The sequence below is a fragment of the Ruegeria sp. N4 genome (genome assembly GCF_056531425.1).
Genome location: NZ_JBQFLT010000017.1, coordinates 26,935 through 48,077 on the forward strand (window position 1 = coordinate 26,935; position 21,143 = coordinate 48,077).

Annotated in this window: 22 protein-coding genes and 1 tRNA gene; 11 read left to right on the top strand and 12 right to left on the bottom strand. The window is 60.2% G+C overall.

Going from position 1 to position 21,143, the window contains the following annotated elements:
- Nucleotides 1-141: 141 nt before the first annotated feature.
- From ACR0LW_RS19925 to ACR0LW_RS19940, 4 genes are all read right to left on the bottom strand, one after another.
- Nucleotides 142-218 (bottom strand) — tRNA-Arg (locus ACR0LW_RS19925).
- Nucleotides 219-282: 64 nt separating this feature from the next.
- Complete coding sequence (locus tag ACR0LW_RS19930) at nucleotides 283-1,665, bottom strand: ATP-binding protein (RefSeq protein WP_480583054.1); 1,383 nt, start codon at nucleotides 1,663-1,665, stop codon at nucleotides 283-285.
- Nucleotides 1,666-1,684: 19 nt separating this feature from the next.
- Nucleotides 1,685-3,103: an FAD-dependent oxidoreductase gene (locus ACR0LW_RS19935; RefSeq protein WP_170456082.1), complete on the bottom strand. Its 1,419-nt coding sequence runs from the start codon at nucleotides 3,101-3,103 to the stop codon at nucleotides 1,685-1,687.
- Between the two features lie 3 nt (nucleotides 3,104-3,106).
- Nucleotides 3,107-3,838, bottom strand: coding sequence for a TVP38/TMEM64 family protein (locus ACR0LW_RS19940; protein ID WP_480583060.1), 732 nt, complete (start codon nucleotides 3,836-3,838; stop codon nucleotides 3,107-3,109).
- A 296-nt stretch (nucleotides 3,839-4,134) separates the two neighbouring features.
- On the opposite strand from ACR0LW_RS19940, the gene rpmH reads away from it, so the two are divergent.
- From rpmH to yidD, 3 genes are read left to right on the top strand one after another with little or no spacing between them, the layout of a single operon-like run.
- A complete protein-coding gene (rpmH, locus tag ACR0LW_RS19945) occupies nucleotides 4,135-4,269 on the top strand; it encodes a 50S ribosomal protein L34 (RefSeq protein ID WP_005980833.1) in 135 nt (44 codons plus the stop codon).
- A 25-nt stretch (nucleotides 4,270-4,294) separates the two neighbouring features.
- A complete protein-coding gene (gene rnpA, locus ACR0LW_RS19950) occupies nucleotides 4,295-4,720 on the top strand; it encodes a ribonuclease P protein component (RefSeq protein ID WP_480583063.1) in 426 nt (141 codons plus the stop codon).
- Complete coding sequence (gene yidD, locus ACR0LW_RS19955) at nucleotides 4,717-4,959, top strand: membrane protein insertion efficiency factor YidD (protein ID WP_170524917.1); 243 nt, start codon at nucleotides 4,717-4,719, stop codon at nucleotides 4,957-4,959. Before rnpA ends, yidD begins: the two co-directional genes overlap by 4 nt.
- On the opposite strand, the gene ACR0LW_RS19960 is transcribed toward yidD, so the two are convergent.
- Nucleotides 4,956-5,891 (bottom strand): alpha/beta hydrolase, encoded by a 936-nt coding sequence (locus ACR0LW_RS19960; RefSeq protein WP_480884125.1) that lies wholly within the window; start codon nucleotides 5,889-5,891, stop codon nucleotides 4,956-4,958. The two genes, yidD and ACR0LW_RS19960, sit on opposite strands and share 4 nt — an antisense overlap.
- A 110-nt stretch (nucleotides 5,892-6,001) precedes the next feature.
- On the opposite strand from ACR0LW_RS19960, the gene ttcA reads away from it, so the two are divergent.
- The 8 genes from ttcA (at nucleotide 6,002) to ACR0LW_RS20000 (ending at nucleotide 13,952) form a co-directional block, all read left to right on the top strand.
- Nucleotides 6,002-6,895, top strand: coding sequence for a tRNA 2-thiocytidine(32) synthetase TtcA (gene ttcA / locus ACR0LW_RS19965; protein ID WP_170634811.1), 894 nt, complete (start codon nucleotides 6,002-6,004; stop codon nucleotides 6,893-6,895).
- 64 nt (nucleotides 6,896-6,959) lie between these two features.
- Nucleotides 6,960-8,492 carry a putative bifunctional diguanylate cyclase/phosphodiesterase gene (locus ACR0LW_RS19970; protein ID WP_480884127.1) on the top strand — a complete coding sequence of 511 codons (1,533 nt, stop codon included), beginning with the start codon at nucleotides 6,960-6,962 and terminating at the stop codon, nucleotides 8,490-8,492.
- Nucleotides 8,493-8,615: 123 nt separating this feature from the next.
- Nucleotides 8,616-10,445, top strand: coding sequence for a membrane protein insertase YidC (yidC, locus tag ACR0LW_RS19975; RefSeq protein WP_480884129.1), 1,830 nt, complete (start codon nucleotides 8,616-8,618; stop codon nucleotides 10,443-10,445).
- Nucleotides 10,442-11,179, top strand: a complete 738-nt coding sequence (locus ACR0LW_RS19980) for an MOSC domain-containing protein (RefSeq protein ID WP_480583079.1) — start codon at nucleotides 10,442-10,444, stop codon at nucleotides 11,177-11,179. The genes yidC and ACR0LW_RS19980 overlap by 4 nt, the downstream gene beginning before the upstream one ends.
- Entirely contained in the window at nucleotides 11,176-11,829 is a 654-nt protein-coding gene (gene yihA, locus ACR0LW_RS19985) for a ribosome biogenesis GTP-binding protein YihA/YsxC (protein WP_170456095.1), read from the top strand. Before ACR0LW_RS19980 ends, yihA begins: the two co-directional genes overlap by 4 nt.
- Nucleotides 11,830-11,888: 59 nt before the next feature.
- Nucleotides 11,889-12,752 carry an acetylglutamate kinase gene (argB, locus tag ACR0LW_RS19990; RefSeq protein WP_170456097.1) on the top strand — a complete coding sequence of 288 codons (864 nt, stop codon included), beginning with the start codon at nucleotides 11,889-11,891 and terminating at the stop codon, nucleotides 12,750-12,752.
- 19 nt (nucleotides 12,753-12,771) lie between these two features.
- Entirely contained in the window at nucleotides 12,772-13,458 is a 687-nt protein-coding gene (locus ACR0LW_RS19995) for a ferredoxin (RefSeq protein WP_480884132.1), read from the top strand.
- Nucleotides 13,455-13,952 (top strand): SixA phosphatase family protein, encoded by a 498-nt coding sequence (locus ACR0LW_RS20000; protein ID WP_480884134.1) that lies wholly within the window; start codon nucleotides 13,455-13,457, stop codon nucleotides 13,950-13,952. The genes ACR0LW_RS19995 and ACR0LW_RS20000 overlap by 4 nt, the downstream gene beginning before the upstream one ends.
- A gap of 44 nt (nucleotides 13,953-13,996) precedes the next feature.
- Here the strand turns inward: ACR0LW_RS20000 and ACR0LW_RS20005 are convergent, their stop codons facing one another.
- The 7 genes from ACR0LW_RS20005 to ACR0LW_RS20035 all read right to left on the bottom strand — a co-directional run bounded on the left by ACR0LW_RS20005 (nucleotide 13,997) and on the right by ACR0LW_RS20035 (nucleotide 21,105).
- Complete coding sequence (locus ACR0LW_RS20005; RefSeq protein ID WP_480583087.1) at nucleotides 13,997-14,788, bottom strand: amino acid ABC transporter ATP-binding protein; 792 nt, start codon at nucleotides 14,786-14,788, stop codon at nucleotides 13,997-13,999.
- Between the two features lie 12 nt (nucleotides 14,789-14,800).
- Nucleotides 14,801-16,099: an amino acid ABC transporter permease gene (locus tag ACR0LW_RS20010; RefSeq protein WP_480780901.1), complete on the bottom strand. Its 1,299-nt coding sequence runs from the start codon at nucleotides 16,097-16,099 to the stop codon at nucleotides 14,801-14,803.
- A 3-nt stretch (nucleotides 16,100-16,102) separates the two neighbouring features.
- Nucleotides 16,103-17,335, bottom strand: coding sequence for an amino acid ABC transporter permease (locus ACR0LW_RS20015; RefSeq protein ID WP_480884136.1), 1,233 nt, complete (start codon nucleotides 17,333-17,335; stop codon nucleotides 16,103-16,105).
- 124 nt (nucleotides 17,336-17,459) lie between these two features.
- A complete protein-coding gene (locus ACR0LW_RS20020; protein WP_480884138.1) occupies nucleotides 17,460-18,476 on the bottom strand; it encodes an amino acid ABC transporter substrate-binding protein in 1,017 nt (338 codons plus the stop codon).
- Nucleotides 18,477-18,682: 206 nt separating this feature from the next.
- Entirely contained in the window at nucleotides 18,683-19,390 is a 708-nt protein-coding gene (locus ACR0LW_RS20025) for an ATP12 family chaperone protein (RefSeq protein ID WP_480884140.1), read from the bottom strand.
- A gap of 3 nt (nucleotides 19,391-19,393) precedes the next feature.
- Nucleotides 19,394-20,065 carry an HAD-IA family hydrolase gene (locus ACR0LW_RS20030; protein WP_480884143.1) on the bottom strand — a complete coding sequence of 224 codons (672 nt, stop codon included), beginning with the start codon at nucleotides 20,063-20,065 and terminating at the stop codon, nucleotides 19,394-19,396.
- Nucleotides 20,062-21,105 carry an RluA family pseudouridine synthase gene (locus tag ACR0LW_RS20035; protein WP_170624830.1) on the bottom strand — a complete coding sequence of 348 codons (1,044 nt, stop codon included), beginning with the start codon at nucleotides 21,103-21,105 and terminating at the stop codon, nucleotides 20,062-20,064. Before ACR0LW_RS20035 ends, ACR0LW_RS20030 begins: the two co-directional genes overlap by 4 nt.
- Nucleotides 21,106-21,143 lie beyond the last annotated feature (38 nt).

Sequence of the window (21,143 nt, forward strand, 5' to 3'; positions counted from 1 at the left end):
CGTGGATCTACAACTCGATACCAATTTCATTGCAAAAGTAGTTTTCGGCTTGGTGCGCCGTCTGATGTTGAGCGATCACCTCGCTCCTGGTCGCACTATGACGGTTGGGTCAGGTTCGTGTGACGTTCAAGAAGCACCAAGTGGCGGACCGAGGAGGATTCGAACCCCCGACCCCTTGATTCGTAGTCAAGTACTCTATCCAGCTGAGCTATCGGTCCGCGTTGGTGAGGCGGTATTTAGACCCGGGGCGGTGGACGTGCAAGTCGATTCTTCAAAAAACTTTCAAAAAGTCACGTCGCCGCGGGGAAGCCTTATTTCAAAGGTTGTTCCGCTTGCGCTGGTGTCTTTCAGAAGCAGATCTCCGCCATGGCCGCGCACCAGTTCCTGTGAAATCGCAAGGCCCAGACCCGAGCCTCCTTTGCGGACGCCGCCCTGAAAGGGTGTGAACAGATTCTCGCGCGCCTTTGGCGGCAGACCGGGGCCCGTGTCGCTGACTTCGATGCACCAGCTGGTCTCGAACTCGCATCCGGCGATGGTCACGCGGCCGGGTTGGCCTGATGCGACCAGGGCCTGTCTGGCATTGCGCACAAGGTTCATGATGACGCGGAACAACTGCTCGGGGTCGGCGCGTACGACCAGGTCCTCGGGGACTTCGTTGACGATTTCGACGTGGGCATCCGCAACGGCCAGTTGTTCGCTGGCCGCCACATCCGCCGCCACGTCTCGAACCCGGACCATTGTCAGGGTCGGCGCGGGCTCTTCAGCGCGGCCGAAGGCCAGGGTGCTTTCGCACAGTGAGACGGCCCGGGTGATCGAGTTGACCAGTTTCGGCGCCAGACGACCAACCAGCGGGTCATCGCTGGATTCGATCCTGTCGGTGAACAGCTGCGCCGAGGTCAGGATGTTGCGCAGATCATGGCTGACCTTGGCGACGGCTCCGCCAAGTTGCGCCAGACGCTCGCGCTGCTTCAGGGCCTGGGTCAGATCGGTCTGCAAGGTTTTCAGTGCCTCTTCCGCCTCGCGCAGTTCCGTGACTTTGGAGGCAGGTGCAATGATACCCCGCGCGTCCTCAGGCGCGCTGGCGTAGCGCTGCATGTAGCCGACAACGCTTTTGATCGGACGCACAAGGACGACGCGAACCGCCAGAAACAAAAGCGACGCCGTGATGATCGAGATTACAAAGGACAGGCCGAGAATCCGAAGGCCGTAATCCACCATCGCCATGCGCAAAGGCGCGCTGTCGATGGTCACCTCGATCAACAGCCCGGCCCCTTTGACCGGCTCTCCGATCACGCGAACGACTTCGTTTTCGACCGTGAAGATACGGTTCACCGCGTCGCGGATCAGAATCCAGGGGCCCGCATCGCGCAGATCATAGGTATTGGTGATCTGCTCGGGGATGGGCGAGGACAGCATCAACTGCCGCACCTCGTCACGCCGCAAAACCACGTTATAGACACCGGCATTGGCCAGCAGTTCGGCCTCAAGCTCATCGGCCAGCATGTCGTCGGCCAGCAACGCAAGCGAGGCGATCTGCGCACGCTCAAGCCTGTTCAGCAGAAAGTCTTCGCGAAAGCGCGCAATCGAGGGGACAAAGATCAGGATTTCGGCCAACATCACGAAGACCGTCGTCAGGATCAGGAAACGGCCCGAAAGCGAGTTCAATTGGCGCTCCTTCTTTAGGTCAGGGGATCCAGCGCTGGACGAACCTGACCACTCGTTTAACTGTCTGATTCTCAAACAGCCTCGGCGAGAAATAAGCACCCGCCACACGTTTGTTAAGCTCTCCTATCGTCGGATAGGGGGAAACCATCGCGGCGATCTGACCCATCTTAAGGTTATTGGCAAGCGCAAGAGACCACAAGTTGATCAGTTCCCCGGCTTGATGCCCCACGATCGTTGCACCGACAGGTCGGCCTTTTACGACCATAACCTTGATAAACCCTTTCGTCTTGCGCTCGGAAATGGCGCGGTCGTTGTGGTGATAATCGAACCGGGCGATTTCCACCTTGTCCCCATGCTGTTCGCGCGCCTGCGCTTCGGTCAGGCCAACCTGGGCCAGTTCCGGGTCGGTATAGGTTGCCCATGGGATATGCGCGGTCTTGGCCTTGGATGGCAGGCCAAACAGAGCGGATCGGATGATGATACCGGCATGATACCCGGCGACATGGGTGAATTGCAGCCCGCCAGCGACGTCGCCGATGGCATAGACCTTGCGGTTGCTGGTGCGCAGAGCGTCATCGACCCTGATACCCGTCCGGGTGCGGTCGATCCCCGCCGCCTCGAGGTTCAGGCGTTCAACGTTGGCCTTGCGTCCGGCGGCCATAAGAAGGTGGGTACCGGCAAAGACCTCTCCGGTTTCTGTGACAACCTCGACCGCGCCGTCTGCGCCCCTGATCTCGGCGACCATCGCCTGTTCGCGGATATCGACGCCTTCCGCCTTCAGGGTATCCAGCACGATTGCGGCGGCTTCGGGATCATCCTTGCCCAGCGCCTTCAGGCCCTCGATCACCGTAACTTTGCAGCCCAGCCGGATATGCGCCTGCGCCATTTCCATACCGATGGGGCCGCCGCCGATGATAAGCAGGTGATCGGGCTTTTCACGCAGATCAAAGATGGTCTCGTTGGTGTAGAACGGTACCGTCTCCAGACCCGGTATCGGAGGCACAAGCGGCGATGAGCCCGTCGCGATCACCACGCGGCGGGCGGTGATCACATTGTCCCCCGCCTGCACCTGCGTTGGCGACAGGAAGGTCCCAAACTCGCGAAAGACCTTCACGCCGAAACCTTCGAACCGGTCCTGACTGTCCATCGGTTCGATCTGTGCGATTACGTCGTGCACGTGGTCCTTGGCGGCACCATAGTCCACCTGTGGGACGACATCCGACACCCCAAAGGGTGATGCGTGGGCTTGCGCATAGGCGGCCTTGCCACTGGCAATCAGCGCTTTGGACGGGACGCAGCCGAAATTCAGGCAATCGCCACCCATCTTGTGACCTTCCAGCAGAATCACGTCGGCCCCCATCTGGGCGGCCCCCGCAGCCACGGACAGGCCACCTGACCCGGCACCGATCACCAGGATATCGGTCTTCAGTTCGGTCATGAGTCAGGCGTCCTTTTTGCCACGCAGGGCTTTGATCACAATCGGCAGAGCAGCCAGCACACACAGACCAATGATAGGCCCGATCACAAACGGCTCCCACAACAGGGACACGTCTGGGGTTTCACCCCGGTCGAACACCCCGCCCAGCCCGACGCCGATCCAAGTGTAGACAATGCCGCCCGGAATGATACCCAGCGCGGTTGTGATCAGGAAGTTGCGGAACTTCACGCCGACCAGCGCGGGCACCAGATTGGCGACAAAGAAGGGAACGACCGGAACCAGCCGCAACAGGAACAGGACCGAGATCTCATTCTCACGCAGCCCGTCTTTCAGCTTTTTGACCGTACCTTCCGAGGATTCCAGCCGCGCCGTCAGCGACTCGCCCAATCCCCAACGCGCAGCCAGGAAGATGGCAGATGCGCCAACGGTCGCTGCAAAAACGTTGAATACCGTGCCCGCGAACAGGCCGAACAGGAACCCGCCGGTCATGGATGCCACAGCCGCGCCGGGCAGCGAGAATGCAACGATCACGATGTAGATCGCCACAAAAGCGGCCGCCATTGCCCAGTAATTTGCATCGCGCCAGGCCAGCAGCGCCTCGCGATTGTCGCGCAGGGTCTCGAAGCTCAGGTAATCGCCAAGCGTAAAGAACCCGACCGCAGCAGCGGCAAGGATAACAAGCAAGGGGATATGACGCGCAATTCCGCTGCGCGGTGCCTGGGTCGTTTCGCTCATCTGGCCATCCGGCTTTGTCTGTTTCATTCCTGACCCAACATGCGCTGCCCGAAGGCCAAGCAACAGGGCCCTCACGCGGCCTTGAACTATGTGGCAGTGAATGTGAGGGTTTCGGGCGCAAAACCCGGAATTTGAAACCTTTTCCGGGGCCGGGATACAGAATTGTTGCAAAAGGCGTCAAAACCCCGGTCTTGGGGTTTGACTTACCCCCCGCTTAGCAGTAGAGGACGGGCTTCGAACACTAGGGCCAGGCGAATCCGCGCCGCACCCGACCGCTATAGATTGGAGACGGAGCGATGAAACGCACCTATCAGCCTTCGAACCTGGTTCGCAAACGCCGCCACGGTTTCCGCGCGCGCATGGCCACCAAGGCCGGCCGCAAGATCCTGAACGCACGCCGCGCACGCGGTCGCAAATCGCTGAGCGCATAAGCCGCTCACCGATCAGGTTGTGAACATGACGCCGCCGGAGGCCCCTGAGGATGGTAGAAACCACCCCCGGGAAACGCCCCCGGCGGCATCCGTTTGCGCGCCTGTATCTCTGACGGTTCTCAAAACCCGATCGGATTTCCTGAAAGCGGCACGCGCGCGCCGACAGGGCACGTCGTCGATGATGGTGCAGGCCCGCAAGCGCGTGCCTGACGAAGCCTCGGGGCTGCGCGTTGGGTTCACCTGTTCCAAGAAAGTGGGCAACGCGGTCGCCCGCAACCGCGCCAAGCGACGCTTGCGCGAAGCGGCAAGAGCCGTTTTGCCACAACATGGACAGGACGGGTGGGATTACGTCCTGATCGGCCGCGCCAATGTCACGGCAGATCGCCCATTCGCGGCGCTGCTGGATGATCTGAGATACGCGCTGCGCAAGATACATGCGCCGCGCAAGTGACCTTTCTGTCCCATATCATCGCGCTGCCCATCCGGGCATACCGGCTGATCTTCAGCCCCTGGGTCGGTTTCAACTGCCGCTATCAACCGACCTGCTCGGCCTATGCGCTGGAAGCGCTTGAAAAGCATGGCCCGATCAAAGGCACATTGCTCGCCGCGCGACGCATTGGCCGGTGCCACCCCTGGGGCGGCGATGGCTATGACCCGGTGCCCGAAAAGACCACCAAACCGTCCGACTAAAACAGCGCCAGATTGCCCCGGTCAGTGAACTTTCGGGTTGGAATGACTTCGCGATCCAGTTTGCCCGTCAATGTGTGGTGCAGGTCTTCATAGAACCGCGACGAATCGAAGTACCAGCTATGGGTGGCCGATGGGCCGTCCGGATAGTCATCGCGATTGTCTTTGAAATACGCGCCGCAATACAGGTTCACGGCCTTTTCCGGATGATCGTCCGGCATGCCGACACGCCCCAGCCTGCGTGACACGCCGACCCGTTTGACCTCGGACACTGACAGCACCTCATCAAAGGGGCTGTAATAGCATGTCAGCCGTGTGCAGTGGCGCATCAGGGACGAGGTTTTGGAACTGCCATCGCGGAACGACTTTGCCGACACATCCGCCGCGACGAAAGCTATCTGGCTGGTCATCCAGCTGTGCTGTGCGATTTCGTGGTCATCATCGGCAAAGTCCATCGCCTCGCGCACCAGAAACGTCCCCATGGAATGGGCCAGTACATGGATGTTGTATCGGCAATCCGCCGTCTGCATGCGCGACAGACGTCTGATCCCATGGGTGAACAGCTTGTCTGCCGAGCGCCGCGCGTCGGCCCGGTCGGAACTGTAGCCCAATACCGATCCGTCACTGGGCCAGTCAAAGCTGACAAGCACGCCTTTGAAGCCATGCGCCTCTAGCCCCTTGCGGATTTTCCGGTGCCGCTCCAGCATCTCGTACTGTTCGGTGTTGAAGCCGTGCACAAAGATGACGATGTTGCCTTTCTCATCATCCGTGGCACCGGCTTCGTCCTGAACTTTTCCGACCCATTGCGACACCGGAACTTCGTGTTTTCGGGCCGGTGTCTTCACGTTCGACGGAATCGCCAGATACCGCGCCGTGCCCAGTTTGTTCGAATAATGATCTCCGCTGCGCCCGCGGACCGAGAAAAAATAGTCCATTACTAGCTCCAACTCCAAATCCCGCGAAGATAGCATATTCGGGGTGGTTTCCCAAACCGGCGAACGCGCAACACCTTGCCCGGACCAACGGTCCGCTGTAACCACGGCCCATGTTTGATGATGCAGACGATATCCACCCGCTCTTCGCTGGCGCGCCCTCGACCACCGAGTTCAAGAAGCTGCGCAAGCGCATCGTGCGCCAGACGCGCGAAGCGATCGAGCAGTATGGCATGGTGGACCCGACCGCCCATGACAAGGACGGCAAGCCGCCCCGCTGGCTGGTCTGCCTGTCGGGCGGCAAGGACAGCTATACCCTTCTGGCGGTTCTGTATGAGCTGAAATGGCGCGGCCTGTTGCCCGTGGATCTGCTGGCCTGCAATCTGGATCAGGGCCAGCCCGGCTTTCCCGCCACCGTCCTGCCCGAGTTTCTGGAGCGTATGGGCGTGCCCCATCGGATCGAGTATCAGGACACCTATTCCGTCGTCATGGACAAGGTCCCGCAGGGGCGCACCTATTGCGCGCTATGCTCGCGCCTGCGCCGCGGCAACCTGTACCGTATTGCCCGCGAAGAGGGATGCTCGGCCGTGGTGCTGGGCCATCATCGCGACGATATTCTTGAGACCTTCTTCATGAACCTGTTCCACGGTGGGCGTCTGGCGACCATGCCGCCGAAACTGGTGAATGAAGAAGGTGACCTGTTCGTCTATCGCCCCCTCGCCCATGTGGCCGAAGCGGATTGCGAGAAATTCGCCAACGCCATGCGTTACCCGATCATCCCCTGCGATCTGTGCGGCAGTCAGGACGGGCTTCAACGCCAGCAGGTCAAACAGATTCTCGACCAATGGGAAAAGAACAGCCCCGGTCGTCGTCAGGTGATGTTTCGCGCCCTGACCAATGCCCGCCCCTCGCATCTTTTGGACCCGAAACTGTTCGATTTCGCCAATCTTGCGCTGAAACCGGACGAAAAAGCCGAAAATTCGGATGAAATTCCTCGGTTGCGTTAACGACTGACTCAGACTGATTTCCTACGGTTGGCCCGTGCGATCACTGCAAGGGGCCAAAAGACCGATGCGGAACCGACCTTCACTTGACCGTCTGGCGCGTAGCCTGACGTCCCTTCTGAACACCTCGTCTGCTTTGGCATTTGTCCCCGCGCTCAGCCTAGGTGCGTTCTGGATCGGGGGTGAGCGTGCTTTGGTTGCAACAGCACTTGGCCTTCCGCTGCTGATCGCCGGGGCCAGCACGCTTGAAGCGAAAGCCGGGCGCGGGCAACACTCGGGCGGTCTGCTGGCCAATGATCGGTTCGACATTGAACTGAGCGGGATATTTGATCGTTCAAAACAAAGCGGCGATGTGTCGGCCTGCCTTGCCATCGCGCTGGATGACCACACGCAGATCCTTGATCTGCACGGGCAGGCAGCGGCCAACCATATCATGGAACAGGTCTGCGCGCGCGTCCTGTCGATGATCCGTGGCCAGGATATTGCAACACGTCTGGGCGAAAACAAGATCCTGATCGCCCTGCGCCCGTCGCAACATTTGGACCTTGAGGCCTGTATCCAGATGTCAGGGCGCATTCAATCCGCCGTCGAAGACCCTGTCATGCTGAATGGCACAGGTATCTATGCGTCCTGCTCTATCGGATTCTGCCTGAGTTCACGAGAGGCGGACGGTGCAGCCGAAAACTGGAAAGAAGCCGCGATCAGCGCCTTGGTCGAGGCGCAGCAAAACGGCCCCTCAACGATTCGCGCCTTTTCCTCGGATACCCGCCGCCGGTCGCGCATTCGCACCAACCTGCGGAAAGAGTTCGACGCAGCCCTGAATGGCGGCGAAATCCGCCCATGGTTCCAGCCGCAGGTTTCGACCGATACAGGCCGCGTCACGGGGTTTGAGGCTTTGGCCCGGTGGGAACATCCCCAAAAAGGCGTGCTGGGGCCGCATGTGTTCCTGCCCTTTGCCGAACAGGCCGAATTGATGGAACGCTTTGGTCAGGCCATCCGCCACCACGCCTTTCAGGCCATGCGCGATTGGGATCAGGCCGGGGTCATCGTGCCCCGGATCGGCATCAACTTCTCATCTGACGAGTTGCGCGACCCCGGTTTGATTGACCGCCTCAAATGGGAACTGGATCAGTTTGACCTGACACCGGACCGTCTTGCTGTCGAGGTTCTGGAAACCGTGTTTTCCCGCCGACCGGACGATGTGATCACCCGCAACGTCACCGGCCTTGCGGCGCTGGGATGCTGCATTGATCTGGATGATTTCGGCACCGGCCATGCCTCGATCGCGTCGATCAAACGGTTCCACGTGTCCCGGATCAAGATCGATCGATCCTTTGTCGCGAAATCCGATCAGGACCCAAGCCAACAGCAACTGGCCAGCGCGATCCTGACCATGGCCGAACGGCTGAAAGTGGAAACTCTGGCCGAGGGCGTCGAGACACCGGGTGAACATGCCCTGATGGCACAACTGGGCTGCGATCACGTTCAAGGGTTCGGGATCGGAAAGCCCATGCCGTTTGAAAAAACGCTGGACTGGATTGCCGCACATGGCAACAAGGTCAACGGTGTTCCGAAGATTGGGCGCCAAACGGGGTCATAAGGCGAACTTTAGGCCGATCAGACCCCTGCCGTGACGAAATAACAACCGATTCCGCTTGACCTTTGGGCCTGCACTCTGTTGAACCCTGCGGGTGTCTTTCACTGCTCAAGGTGGCTGTCCCAGATGGACGATCAGAACAAGAATCTCATCCTCGCAACCGCGCTCAGCTTTCTCGTGATCCTGGTCTGGTTCGTGCTGTTCCCCCCGCCGGAACCCACACCTGCCACCGATCAGACCGAGATCGCCGCCACCCAAGAGTCCGAGATTCAGACACCCAGCGCAACAGCGACCGGTGCTGTGGGCGAAGCGACCGCCGCCACCGAAGAGACACTGCCCGAAGAACAGGCCCCGCGGGTCGCGATTGACACCCCGCGCCTGAAAGGCAGCCTTTCGCTGTCGGGCGGACGCATCGATGAGCTGTTCCTGAAAGACTACAAGGTTTCCATCGAAGACGGCGCGCCCATTGTCGAGTTGCTGGCCCCGGTGGGATCAGACTCGGCTTATTACGCGCTGTATGGCTGGGCTCCGGGCTCGGGCGTGACTGGCACGGATGTCCCCGGCCCCAACACCCTCTGGACGCTCGAGCAGGGCGCAACATTGGGCGTGGACACTCCGATCACGCTGGCTTGGGACAATGGCAACGGCCTGACCTTCCGCCGCACCGTCTCGGTCGATGAAAATTACATGTTCTCGGTGACCCAATCGGTTGAAAACACCACCGCAGCCGAGGTCAGCATGGCCCCCTATGGCATTCTGGCGCGGCACGGCATTGGCGAAGATGGCGACCTTCCCGGCCTCAAGAACTTCTTCATCCTGCACGAAGGCGTCATGGTCATGGCCGACGGCGTTTTGGATGAAATCGACTATGGCGATGTACGGGACTTTGACATCGACCCCAACGAGCGCGCGCAGGCCGAGGTGTTTCAGGTCAAGGAAGGCGGTTGGGTCGGGTTTACCGATCACTATTGGATGACGACGCTGATCCCTGCGGAAGGCGCAACGTTCAAGGCAGCCGCCAAATACGACGCCCGCCGCAAGATCTACCAAACCGAAACCGTGCTTCCGACCCTGACCGTCGCGCCTGGCGCGACCGAGCAGGTGACGACGCAGCTGTTTGCCGGTGCCAAGGAATGGGACACCATTCGCGAATATCAGGCGGAAGGCGTGCAGAAGTTCATCGACAGCATCGATTGGGGCTGGTTCTACTTCCTGACCAAGCCGATCTTCTGGCTGCTGCACAACATCAATGTGCTGATCGGCAATATGGGTTGGTCGATCATCGGTCTGACCCTGATCATCAAGGCGATCCTGTTCCCGCTTGCGTTCAAATCCTACGTCTCGATGGCGAAGATGAAGGAATTGCAGCCGCAGATGGAGGCCCTGAAAGAGGCCGCTGGCGACGACCGTCAGAAGATGCAGCAGGGCATGATGGAACTGTACAAAAAGGAAAAGGTAAACCCGGCTGCGGGCTGTCTGCCGATCCTGATGCAGATCCCGATCTTCTTCTCGCTGTATAAAGTGATCTTTGTCACCATCGAACTGCGTCAGGCCCCATGGTTCGGCCCGTTCCAGGACCTGAGCGCACCGGACCCGACCTCGATCTTCAACTTCTTCGGCTTGCTGCCCTGGGCGGGACCTGCACCCGAAAGCTTCATGGCGCTGATCTTCATCGGCATCCTGCCGCTGCTGTTGGGTATCTCGATGTGGCTGCAGCAAAAGCTGAACCCGGCCCCAACCGATCCGACGCAGGCGATGATCTTCGCGTGGATGCCATGGGTGTTCATGTTCATGCTGGGCGGGTTTGCCAGCGGGCTGGTGGTCTACTGGATTGCGAACAACACAATCACCTTCACCCAGCAATACCTGATCATGCGCAGTCAGGGCTACAAGCCTGACGTGTTCGGCAACATCAAGTCCGGCTTCAAGCGGACGCCTAAGACGGACGGAAAATGATCGGGACAGTCTCAGCCCTTTGGCGGCACCCGATCAAAAGCCATGGGCGTGAAGCCCTGGATCAGGTCACAGTAATCCCCGGGCAGACCATGCCCGGGGATCGCGTTTGGGCCGTCGCGCACGAGGCGGCGAAGACCGATGGCACCGAATGGGCGCCTTGCGCCAATTTCAGCCGTGGTTCAAAGGCGCCCAAGCTGATGGCGATCTCGGCCCGGATGGAAGGGGACCGCGTCACCTTGCATCACCCCGAACGCCCGGATCTGAGCTTCGCGCCCGACACGCAGCAGGATGTGTTTCTGGATTGGGTCAAACCGCTGATGCCTGCGGATCGCGCAGCGTCCGCCCGAATTGTCCGGGTGCCGGGGCGTGGCATGACCGACAGCGATTACCCCTCGATCAGCTTGTGCAACATGGCCTCGCACCGCGCGATCGAACAGAAACTGGGCCGGGAATTGTCACCGAAGCGCTGGCGCGGCAATATCTGGTTCGAGGGCCTGCCCCTATGGGAAGAATTCGACTGGCTGGGTCGCGACGTGCAAATCGGTCAGGCCGTTTTCCACATTCGCGAACGCATCACCCGCTGTCTGGCGACAACAGCCAATCCCGAAACGGGTGAGCGGGACGCAGATACCCTGGGCGCGCTCAACAGTTGGGATCATCAGGATTTCGGCGTCTATGCCGAGGTCATTCAGGGCGGCGAGATCCGCCTTGACGATAAGGTTAACCTGCTATGACATCGCTGCCCTTCCCGCTTGCCGAAGACCCGGACGAGTTCGCGCAAGAGCGTGGGCGCAAGCTGTTCGCCGGGCCTTCGGAATTCGTCAAAGGGGTTGTGGCCATGAACGGTCTGCCCGCCCCCGACCGGCTTGAGGTCTGTTTTGCCGGGCGCTCTAACGTGGGCAAGTCCAGCCTGATCAACGCGTTGACCGGCACCAAGGGTCTGGCGCGCGCGTCGAACACGCCGGGCCGCACGCAGGAAATCAACTTTTTCACCCAAGGCCCGGAACTGTATCTGGTGGACCTGCCCGGCTATGGCTACGCCAACGCGCCGGTCAAGGTGGTGGAGAAATGGCAACGGCTGCTCAAGCAATATCTAAGCGGCCGACAGACCCTGCGCCGCGCCTTTGTGCTGATCGATTCGCGCCATGGGGTGAAGCCCGTCGACGCCGAGATCATGAAGCTGCTGGACACCAGCGCCGTGACCTTTCAATGCGTCATGACCAAGGCCGACAAGGTCAAAGCGAATGATCGCCAGAAGGTTCTGGATCAAGTGCGCGCTGCGCTGTCCAAACACCCTGCGGCCTTCCCTGAAATCGTGCTGACTTCGTCCGAGAAAGGCGACGGAATTCCCACCCTGCGCTCGATCATTGCGCATCTGGAATAGCTTGGCCCTTGGCAGCGCCGTGCAAACCTCCTAACACGGAACGCCAGAGGGACTTAGCCATGAAGACACGTGACATGAACCGGGATTGGATCGCCACCGCCGCCACCTTGAACAGTGCCCTGCCCTATCTGCAGCGCTATGACGGGGCCATCGTCGTCATCAAGCTGGGCGGTCACGCCATGGGCAGTGACGAAGCGATGGAAAGCTTTGCCCGCGACGTGGTTCTGATGCGGCAGGTGGGTGTGAACCCGGTGATCGTGCATGGCGGCGGACCGATGATCAACGCGATGTTGGGTCAGTTGGACATCCAGTCCGAATTCGTGAACGGCAAGCGCGTCACTGACAAACCCACTGTTGAGGTGGTCGAGATGGTGCTGTCCGGCCTTGTGAACAAACGCATCGTGCAGGCGATCAACGGTCAGGGTGGCAGTGCCGTGGGGCTCTCCGGAAAGGATGCCAACCTGATTGTCTGCGATCAGGCCGATCCGTCGCTTGGGTTTGTCGGATCGCCGTCCGAGATGAACCCGAAAATTCTGCACGATCTGTTCTCACATGATGTGATTCCGGTGATTGCACCTCTGGGTGCGGGCAAGAATGGCGAAACCTTTAACATCAACGGCGACACCGCAGCCGGTGCGATTGCATCGGCTTTGAAAGCGGATCGCCTGCTGCTGCTGACCGATGTATCCGGTGTGAAAAACGCAGGTGGAGAGGTTGTGACCGAGTTGAAAGCCGGTCAAATCCGCGAGATGACGATGGACGGCACCATTGCGGGCGGCATGATCCCCAAGACCGAAACGGCACTGGACGCGCTGCACAGCGGTGTGCGGGCCGTGGTCATTCTGGACGGGCGCGCACCCAATGCGGTCCTGCTGGAGCTGTTCACCGAGCACGGCGCGGGTTCGCTGATCCGGCCCGACTGATCCAGTCTGCGGAGGAGAGATGACCGGATATCCCCCACCCTCCTCTTACATGGCGGCAATCAGCTTTGGCTGGGTGGGGCGCGTTGCGCATCAAGCGGGTCTGATCGTCATGGGTGCGACCCATCCACGGATCAGCGGTGCCAAAGGGCTGGACGGGGGGACTCTGGTCTTACTCGGGGCGGGTTCGGCTTTTTGGCCGGTTTTGAAAGCGTCTCCCGAATGGCAAGGTCCTGATCCGGTGGACCGTTGGTCGAGGCGTGTCATCGGCGGAATGGCACAGTCACTGGGCGCAGTGGCCCATTTCCCATTCGGCGGACCGCCTTACGCCCCGTTCATCGACTGGGCGTTGAAATCCGGACGCACCTTCAGCAGCCCGGTTGGCGCATTGGTTCATGACACGGTCGGCATGATGATCTCGTACCGTGGAGCGCTGCATTTTGCGCAGGAATTCGACATCCCCGAGGTCAACGCCGCCTCGCCATGCCTTACCTGCCCGGCCCCCTGCACGACGGCCTGCCCGGTCGGGGCGCTGAATGCCGAAGCCTTTTACAGCGTCGATGCCTGCCATGGCCATCTGAATACACCCGAGGGGCAAAGCTGCATGACCGGCGGATGCCTTGCCCGGCTGGCCTGCCCACTTAGCAGAGGCGCGGGCCGCGACCCGGAACAGTCCGCCCACCATATGAAAGCGTTCCACCCGTCATGACCCGCACTCTGATCCTGACCCGTCACGCAAAATCCAGTTGGGATTATCCAGCGCTTGACGATCACGACCGCCCGCTGAACAAACGCGGGCGCAAGTCGGCCCCGGCGATTGCCGGATGGCTGCGCGAAAACGGGTGGCTGCCGGATGAGGTCATCAGCTCCACCTCAGCCCGGACCCGCGAGACATGGGACAGGATGGGCCTGCAGGCCGCCACGGTCGGCTTTACCCGCACCCTTTATCATGCCGGGCCAGACGAGATCCTGACCGTCCTGTCAGGCGCAACAGGGGAAACGGTGCTGATGCTGGGGCACAATCCGGGCATCGCGGGTTTCGCACAGCACATCGTGCGGCAAGGCCCAGACCACGCCAGGTTCTACGATTACCCCACCTGTGCGACAGCGGTTATCCGGTTCGACATCACAAACTGGGCAGATGCAACATGGCGCAGCGGGGCGGTATTGGGGTTCACCATTCCGCGCGAGTTGCTGAAATAGAAAAAGGCGGGGCAAAACCCCGCCTTTCCAAAATCTGATCCGGTTCAGTGCCCCAGAATCTGGCTGAGGAACAGCTTGGTCCGCTCGCTCTGCGGATTGTTGAAGAACTCTTCTGGTTCGTTCTGTTCCACGATCTGACCGGCATCCATAAAGATCACGCGGTTGGCGACCTGACGGGCAAAGCCCATCTCGTGGGTCACACACAGCATGGTCATGCCTTCCTCGGCCAGCTCGATCATGGTGTCGAGCACCTCTTTGATCATCTCCGGGTCCAGCGCCGAGGTCGGTTCATCGAACAACATGATCCGCGGCATCATGCACAGGCTTCGCGCAATCGCCACACGCTGCTGCTGACCACCGGACAGCATACCGGGATACTTGTCGGCCTGTTCCGGAATCTTCACCTTTTCCAGGAAATGCATCGCACGCTCTTCGGCCTCTTTCTTGGGCGTCTTGCGCACCCAGATCGGGGCCAGCGTGCAGTTTTCCAGAATGGTCAGGTGTGGGAACAGGTTGAAGTGCTGGAACACCATGCCAACCTCGGACCGGATCTTGTCGATGTTTTTCAGGTCATTCGACAGTTCGATCCCGTCCACTACGATCTTGCCTTGCTGGTGTTCTTCCAGCGCGTTCAGGCAGCGGATCAGGGTGGACTTACCCGACCCCGACGGCCCCGCGATCACGATCCGCTCGCCCTGATTGACGGTCAGATTGATGTCGCGCAGCACGTGGAAGGAACCGTACCACTTGTTCATGTTGTTGATTTCGATGGCGACCTCGTCGCTCACCTGCATTTTCGAGCGGTCGATTTCGCGTTCTACTGCAAGTTCAGACATGTGTTGAACTCCTTAACGATGATCCGTGGCAAGGCGACGCTCGAGCCACTGGGAATATTGAGAGATGCCGTAACAGACGACGAAGAACAGAAGCGCGGCAAAGCCCAGAAGCTCCCAATAGACGCCGTTCCATTCGGTCGACGCCAGGATGGGACCCCGGATCATGCCCACCAGATCGAACATCGAAATGACCGAAACCAGTGTGGTGTCCTTGAACAGGCCCACGGCCACGTTCACGATACCGGGGATCGAGATCTTCAGAGCCTGCGGCAGGATGATCAGCCGCATCGCCTGCGGGTAATCAAGGCCCAGACTGTCTGCTGCTTCGTACTGCCCACGCGGAAGCGCGGCCAGACCGCCGCGGATCACCTCGGCGATATAGGCGGCTGAGAACATGGTGATCATGATCACAACGCGCAGGAACAGGTCGACCGTGCTGTCAGGCGGGAAGAAATAGGCCAGCATCACCGAAGCCACGAACAGCAGCGTGATCAAAGGCACGCCACGGATGAATTCGATGAAGATAACGCAGACCCACTTGATCAGCGGCATGTTGGACTGACGGCCCAGCGCCAGGGCAATGCCCAGCGGCACCGACAGCGACACACAGGTCACGCCCAGCATCATGTTCAGCATGAAGCCACCCAGGTCACGGCTGGGAACAGCCGAAAGCCAGGCATTTTCCGACGCACCTTCCGGGATCAGCGCCCCGCCGACATTCCATATGATCAGCGCAACGACAATCGCGCCGAAGAACCCGGCGGCAAAGCTGCTCTTGCCCAGTTTCTGGAACACGGCACCTGCTGCCACACAGCCCACCAGCGCGACCAGTGGCGCAAGGATCGTACCCCCCCAGATCAGCCAGAAGGCGATGAACGGGTACAGGCCGGTAAAGATCAGCAGCTTGCGCGGCAGATCGAAGAACAGCACCGGCGCAAACGCCACCAGCATCAGCACAAAGGCCAGATTCGGGCGCCAGTAAGCTTCAGCCGGGTATTTGAACCCATAGATCAGCTGCGGCCAGCGTTCCGTCAGAACCGCGAAACAGGCCCCTGTCTTGCCCGCCAGAATCTCGCGGCATTCCGCCAGCGAGTTTGCGTTCCAGACCCCGTTGAGCATCCATGGCAGGAAGTTCTTCAGCAACAGATAGATCAGGACCAGCGACAGCAGTGTCAGGATGGTGTTGGTGACGCCCGAAAACAGGTTCTCGCGCAGCCATTTGATGGCACCCGTCTGGTTTGCGGGCGGTGGCGAGGGCGGGATTGTCCCGTCAGCCACAAAGGCGATCGGATTTGTTGATTGATCGGCCATGGCTCAGCGCTCCTTCAACTTGACGGATGCGTTGTAGATGTTCATCACCATCGAGATCGTCAGCGAGGCCGTCAGATAGAACAGCATCAGCAGCAGAACACATTCGATCGCGCGACCGGTCTGGTTCAGCGTGATTCCACCCAAGGTCGCGGTGATATCTGCATACCCCACGGCAATGGCCAGCGACGAGTTCTTGGTGATGTTGAGGTACTGCGAAATCAGCGGCGGGATGATCACCCGCAACGCCTGAGGCAGAACCACCAGGTTCATGATCCGACCCGGACGCAGGCCAAGGGCCGCAGCAGCCTCGGTCTGACCTTTCGAGATCGCCTGAATACCCGCCCGCACGTTTTCAGCGATAAAGGCACCAGTGTAGATCGACAGCGCGAACCACAGGGCGATCAGCGGGCCACCGACCTTGATACCACCGCTGAAGTTGAAACCCTTCAACTCGGGGATGTCCCATGTCAGGCCCATCAGAACCATCAGAACGACAAGCGGACCCAGCCAGATGGCCAGTTTGATCATGAACGTCTGGGGGCGCTCGCCAGTCTGTTCTTGTTTCAGCGTGGCGCGTTTTTCGACTTCGTGCGCAGCGAACCACGAACCCACCAGACCGGCGATTACCAGCAGCCAGTTCAGAATTGTCGCGCCAAACAGACCGTTGGTGAATTCGGGCCGCGGGATATAGACACCCCGGTTGGTGAATGCGAACGCATCAAACAGCATGGTCGAAGACGGGTCTTCGCCCCGGAACGCCCTTGGCCCCGGCAGCACGGCCGTCATGATCGTAAAGATGATGATGATCCAGATCAGAACCGGGATGTTCCGGAAGATCTCGACATAAACCGCCATCAGTTTCGATACGAGCCAGTTGTTGGACAGTCGCAGAACCCCCGCGATCACACCAAACACCGTGGCCGTGATACAGGCCAGGAACGCGACCAGAAGTGTATTGAGAAGACCGACAACAGCCGCACGTGCATGCGTGTCCTGACTGTCATATTCGATCAAAGACTGCGCAACGTCGTATCCGGCTGAATCTCCGAGAAAACTGTAAGAGATGTTCAGGCCGGCGGCGCGTAGGTTTTGGAACAGGTTATGTCCCAGATACCAGATGCAATAAGCGATAACGACTGCTGCAATCACCTGAAACGTAAGCGATCTGTAGCGGGTATCGTTTATGAGCATCGACAACCGAAAATCAGCTTTCGGTGGGTCTGTCATAGTCGACATGTTATGGAATCCCCGTGGCTTGCGGACAGCTTTTCCCCGGCGAGGTTGTCCCCGCTCTGTTCCTGTCCACAGCATTTATATTGGAAGAGGGCGCAGGTGACCTCCGCCCTCTCCTGTTGATGACTTAGCGGAACGGCGGCGAGTACAGCAGGCCGCCTTCGGTCCACTGAGCGTTCAGGCCACGTGCCAGACCGATCGGAGTTTCTTCACCGATGTTCTTAGCAAACACTTCGCCGTAGTTACCATCCGCCTTGATCGCGCGGGCGGCCCAATCGGCGTCCAGACCCAGCATCTCGCCCAGGGTACCTTCGGTGCCCAGCAGACGGTTAACCTCGGGGTTGTCGGTGCCCGCAGCCAGTTCATCGATATTGGCCGAAGTCACGCCCAGCTCTTCTGCCGAGATCAGCGCGTTCAGTGTCCAGCGGACGACATCGCCCCACTCGTTGTCGCCATGGCGGACCAGCGGGCCCAGCGGCTCTTTCGAGATGATTTCGGGCAGCAGGACGTGATCACTGGGGTTTTCGAACGTGGCGCGGGTTGCGGCCAGGCCCGAAGCGTCGGTGGTGTAAACGTCACATGCGCCAGCCAGATACTGCTGTTGCGCTTCGGCGTTGGTTTCGATCGGAACCGGCTCGTAGCTGATGTTGTTGGCGCGGAAGAAATCGGCCAGGTTCAGCTCGGTGGTGGTGCCGGTCTGGATGCAGACGGTCGCGCCGTCCAGTTCCTTGGCCGAGCTGACGCCCAGTGCCTTGGGAACCATGAAGCCCTGACCGTCATAGTAGTTGACGCCGGTGAATTCGAACTTCAGGTCGACATCGCGGCTGAAGGTCCAGGTGGTGTTCCGGGCCAGCATATCGATCTCGCCAGCGGCCAGAGCGGTAAAGCGCGTTTTCGGCGTGGTTGGCACGAACTCGACAGCGTTCGCATCCCCCAGAACAGCAGCTGCAACAGCCCGGCACAGCGAGACGTCAAAGCCTTTCCATTCGCCATTCGCATCGGGTGCCGCAAAGCCAACCAGACCGGTGGTCACACCACAGTTCAGAGTCCCACGCGCCTTGACGTCGTCAATGGTACCCGCCACTGCAGCGCTTGCGGCCAGACCGGCAACTGTTGCCGCGCCCAAGATTACGGATTTTTTCATTTTTACCTCTTCCTGATTTTCCGCCCTTTGAAAGGCGGCTCTGTCCGGCAAGTGGATGCCGGTAAGGTTACCCCAAAGGTGTCTCCCCTTTAGTGGGCATGAGTTTGGGCGCAATCATAAACAAACGTCAAGGGCCGGATCAGTGAAAACGATGGATCAGGCCCACTGGTTCATGCACTTACGCCCAAAAATCAGGTTGTGACGGATCAAACTGACAGGTCGAAGAACCTCTTGGCGTGCAGAAAGGCGGCTTTCTTTACCTCACTGGCTGCATGGGCCTCGTCGTCGTGGCCCCATTGCTCGATTTGCCAGTCCTCATCCAGACGCGAAATGCGCCATATCTCGTCCGGATTGCGCCAGTTCATGGCGGCAGCAAAGCCCAGGACCAAGGACCCGGACAGGCTGACCAGATCGTGGAACGCCGCCAACTGGAACGCATCCATGTTATGCACGCGGGCGCGCAGATGCTGCAACGCCTCTGGCGATTGCGGCTTGTGCAGGACACCCGCGACAGGGATCAACCGGGCTGACAGATGTTCGGCGGCCCAGTCCAGCGCCGGGTCCCATTCCATAGCCTGTCGCATCTGCAGCTCTTGCGGGTGCGTGGCGCGGTAGCACAGCAGATCAGAGTCGCCGTAATCCGCCAGCATGTCCGCCACTTCGCCGTGCTGAATGCGCACCTTGTCGATGGCGGCATTGGCCGAGCGGGTGAAGGGCATGGTGGCAGGGTCCACCTCTTTTTCCTGTGCCTCCCATTCGGCGGCCACGGCCTGTGCCATCGCATGTGTCGGCAGGATCAACGCCGCTTTGGCCGGGGTCTTGACCCGACGACCGTCCAATTCGACCGTGTGGCCACCTTCGGCCTCGACCACGGTGCTGTTTGTCCAAAAGCGTTTCGGTTTCCAATCGCTCATGTCTCAGGTCCAGATAGCGTCCAGCGCGCGGGGCAACTGGTCGAAGGTTTCGATCATACAGGTGGCAGAGGTCAGCGCTGATGGATCGTGATAACCCCAGGACACACCGATCCCGGCAACTCCGGCAGCGGCGGCCATGTCCATGTCATAGCTGGTATCCCCGATCATCACCGCGTTCGCCGCCTCGACCCCGGTTTCCGCCAACGCGGTCTGCACCATCGAAGGGTGCGGTTTTGACGGGTGATGATCCGCCACCTGACGGGTCACAAAATAGCGCTCAAGCCCGTGCCCCTCGATCAACGCGTCCAGACCGCGCTGAGATTTGCCGGTTGCGACACCCAAAAGGATTTCGGGCACCGCATACAGGGCTTCAATCGCCGCACGCGCACCAGGATACAGCGGCGAACTGGCGGCACCCAGGTCCAGCCGGTGGGCGTGAAAGGCTTGCTTGTAGCCCTCGACCAATTGCGCCTGCACCGTGTCGGACTGATCCGGCGCCAGCCGCGCAATGGCCTGTGGCAGGGACAGGCCGACAATCGACAGAATCGCCTCTCGGGGCGGGACAACAACCGAAGCCGCCTGAAAACTGGCGGTCATGCAATGGACGATGCTGCCCTGACTGTCGACCAGAGTGCCATCGACATCGAACAGAACCAGCCGCAGGGGTGCGCTCATTGCAGCTCCTCAAACGGGTCGTCGGCGGCAAGGTCTTCGGTCCAGCCGAACGTGTCCCAACTGTGCTTCATATGCTCAGGCAGGGGCGCTTCGATGGTGATCGGTTTGCGCGTCATCGGGTGCTGAAAAGACGCACGCCGCGCGTGCAGGTGCAGTTTCTTGCTGATGATCCCACCCAGTTGCGCGCCCCAGCCATCGCCGAGGTTTTCCTGACCCGATCCGCCGTATTTCCCATCCCCGATGATCGGATGCCCAATCGCCGCCATATGGGCACGCAATTGATGGGTCCGGCCAGTGATCGGTTCCATCGCCACCCAGGCGGCGCGACCGGCGACACGGTAAAGCGTCGCATAATGCGTATGGGCGCGTTTTGCACCCGGCGTGCTGTCGATGTCGCCCATATGCACCGGGATCATCTTCTCACCCTCGCCCTGCTTGCCATGGCCTGCGGCCTTGACCAGACCGGTCTTGATCTCTCCCAGATAAGGCGTGGGCACGCCGGCAACCAAAGCCCAATAGATCTTGCGCGTGTCGCGGTGCCGGAAGGCGGCGGTCAGCCCTTTGGCGGCCTCACGCGTCCGCGCCAGCAGCAGAACACCGGATGTGTCCTTGTCCAGGCGATGCACCAGACGCGGGTTTTCATCATAGCCAAAGCGCAACGCTTCGGACAGGCTGTCCACATGACGTGTCTGGCCGCTGCCGCCCTGAACTGGCAGGCCATGCGGTTTGTTTAACGCCAGAACATGATCGTCGCGGTAAATCACGCAGGACTGGATCATCTTCGCATCCGCGTCGGACACGCTCCGCTTGACCTCGGCTGGTTTGTGATCCGCGTCGGGTAAGGGCGGTACGCGCACGACCTGCCCCACCTCCAACCGGGTCGAGGCTTTGGCCCGGCTGCCATCCACGCGCAACTCGCCCTTGCGGCACATCTTTTCGATGCGCCCCTGGCTGACATGCGGAAACAGGCGGCGCAGCCAGCGGTCCACACGCTGGTCGCCGTCGCCGTCTGCGACCGTAATCATCTGTACGCCACTCATGCCATTGCCCCTTGCGCCGTGCGGCTGACCCGCCCGGA

What these genes read in the sequence shown, in the direction of transcription:
- ACR0LW_RS20030 (WP_480884143.1), bottom strand. Translation starts at nt 20,065, where the DNA reads ATGAGCGCACCCCTGCGGCTGGTTCTGTTCGATGTCGATGGCACTCTG.
- ACR0LW_RS19995 (WP_480884132.1), top strand. Translation starts at nt 12,772, where the DNA reads ATGACCGGATATCCCCCACCCTCCTCTTACATGGCGGCAATCAGCTTT.
- ACR0LW_RS19935 (WP_170456082.1), bottom strand. Translation starts at nt 3,103, where the DNA reads ATGACCGAACTGAAGACCGATATCCTGGTGATCGGTGCCGGGTCAGGT.
- argB (WP_170456097.1), top strand. Translation starts at nt 11,889, where the DNA reads ATGAAGACACGTGACATGAACCGGGATTGGATCGCCACCGCCGCCACC.
- ACR0LW_RS20000 (WP_480884134.1), top strand. Translation starts at nt 13,455, where the DNA reads ATGACCCGCACTCTGATCCTGACCCGTCACGCAAAATCCAGTTGGGAT.
- ACR0LW_RS19980 (WP_480583079.1), top strand. Translation starts at nt 10,442, where the DNA reads ATGATCGGGACAGTCTCAGCCCTTTGGCGGCACCCGATCAAAAGCCAT.
- ACR0LW_RS20015 (WP_480884136.1), bottom strand. Translation starts at nt 17,335, where the DNA reads ATGTCGACTATGACAGACCCACCGAAAGCTGATTTTCGGTTGTCGATG.
- ACR0LW_RS20010 (WP_480780901.1), bottom strand. Translation starts at nt 16,099, where the DNA reads ATGGCCGATCAATCAACAAATCCGATCGCCTTTGTGGCTGACGGGACA.
- ACR0LW_RS20035 (WP_170624830.1), bottom strand. Translation starts at nt 21,105, where the DNA reads ATGAGTGGCGTACAGATGATTACGGTCGCAGACGGCGACGGCGACCAG.
- yihA (WP_170456095.1), top strand. Translation starts at nt 11,176, where the DNA reads ATGACATCGCTGCCCTTCCCGCTTGCCGAAGACCCGGACGAGTTCGCG.
- rnpA (WP_480583063.1), top strand. Translation starts at nt 4,295, where the DNA reads ATGACGCCGCCGGAGGCCCCTGAGGATGGTAGAAACCACCCCCGGGAA.
- ACR0LW_RS19960 (WP_480884125.1), bottom strand. Translation starts at nt 5,891, where the DNA reads ATGGACTATTTTTTCTCGGTCCGCGGGCGCAGCGGAGATCATTATTCG.
- ACR0LW_RS20005 (WP_480583087.1), bottom strand. Translation starts at nt 14,788, where the DNA reads ATGTCTGAACTTGCAGTAGAACGCGAAATCGACCGCTCGAAAATGCAG.
- ACR0LW_RS20020 (WP_480884138.1), bottom strand. Translation starts at nt 18,476, where the DNA reads ATGAAAAAATCCGTAATCTTGGGCGCGGCAACAGTTGCCGGTCTGGCC.
- ACR0LW_RS19940 (WP_480583060.1), bottom strand. Translation starts at nt 3,838, where the DNA reads ATGAGCGAAACGACCCAGGCACCGCGCAGCGGAATTGCGCGTCATATC.
- ACR0LW_RS20025 (WP_480884140.1), bottom strand. Translation starts at nt 19,390, where the DNA reads ATGAGCGATTGGAAACCGAAACGCTTTTGGACAAACAGCACCGTGGTC.
- rpmH (WP_005980833.1), top strand. Translation starts at nt 4,135, where the DNA reads ATGAAACGCACCTATCAGCCTTCGAACCTGGTTCGCAAACGCCGCCAC.
- ttcA (WP_170634811.1), top strand. Translation starts at nt 6,002, where the DNA reads ATGTTTGATGATGCAGACGATATCCACCCGCTCTTCGCTGGCGCGCCC.
- ACR0LW_RS19970 (WP_480884127.1), top strand. Translation starts at nt 6,960, where the DNA reads ATGCGGAACCGACCTTCACTTGACCGTCTGGCGCGTAGCCTGACGTCC.
- yidC (WP_480884129.1), top strand. Translation starts at nt 8,616, where the DNA reads ATGGACGATCAGAACAAGAATCTCATCCTCGCAACCGCGCTCAGCTTT.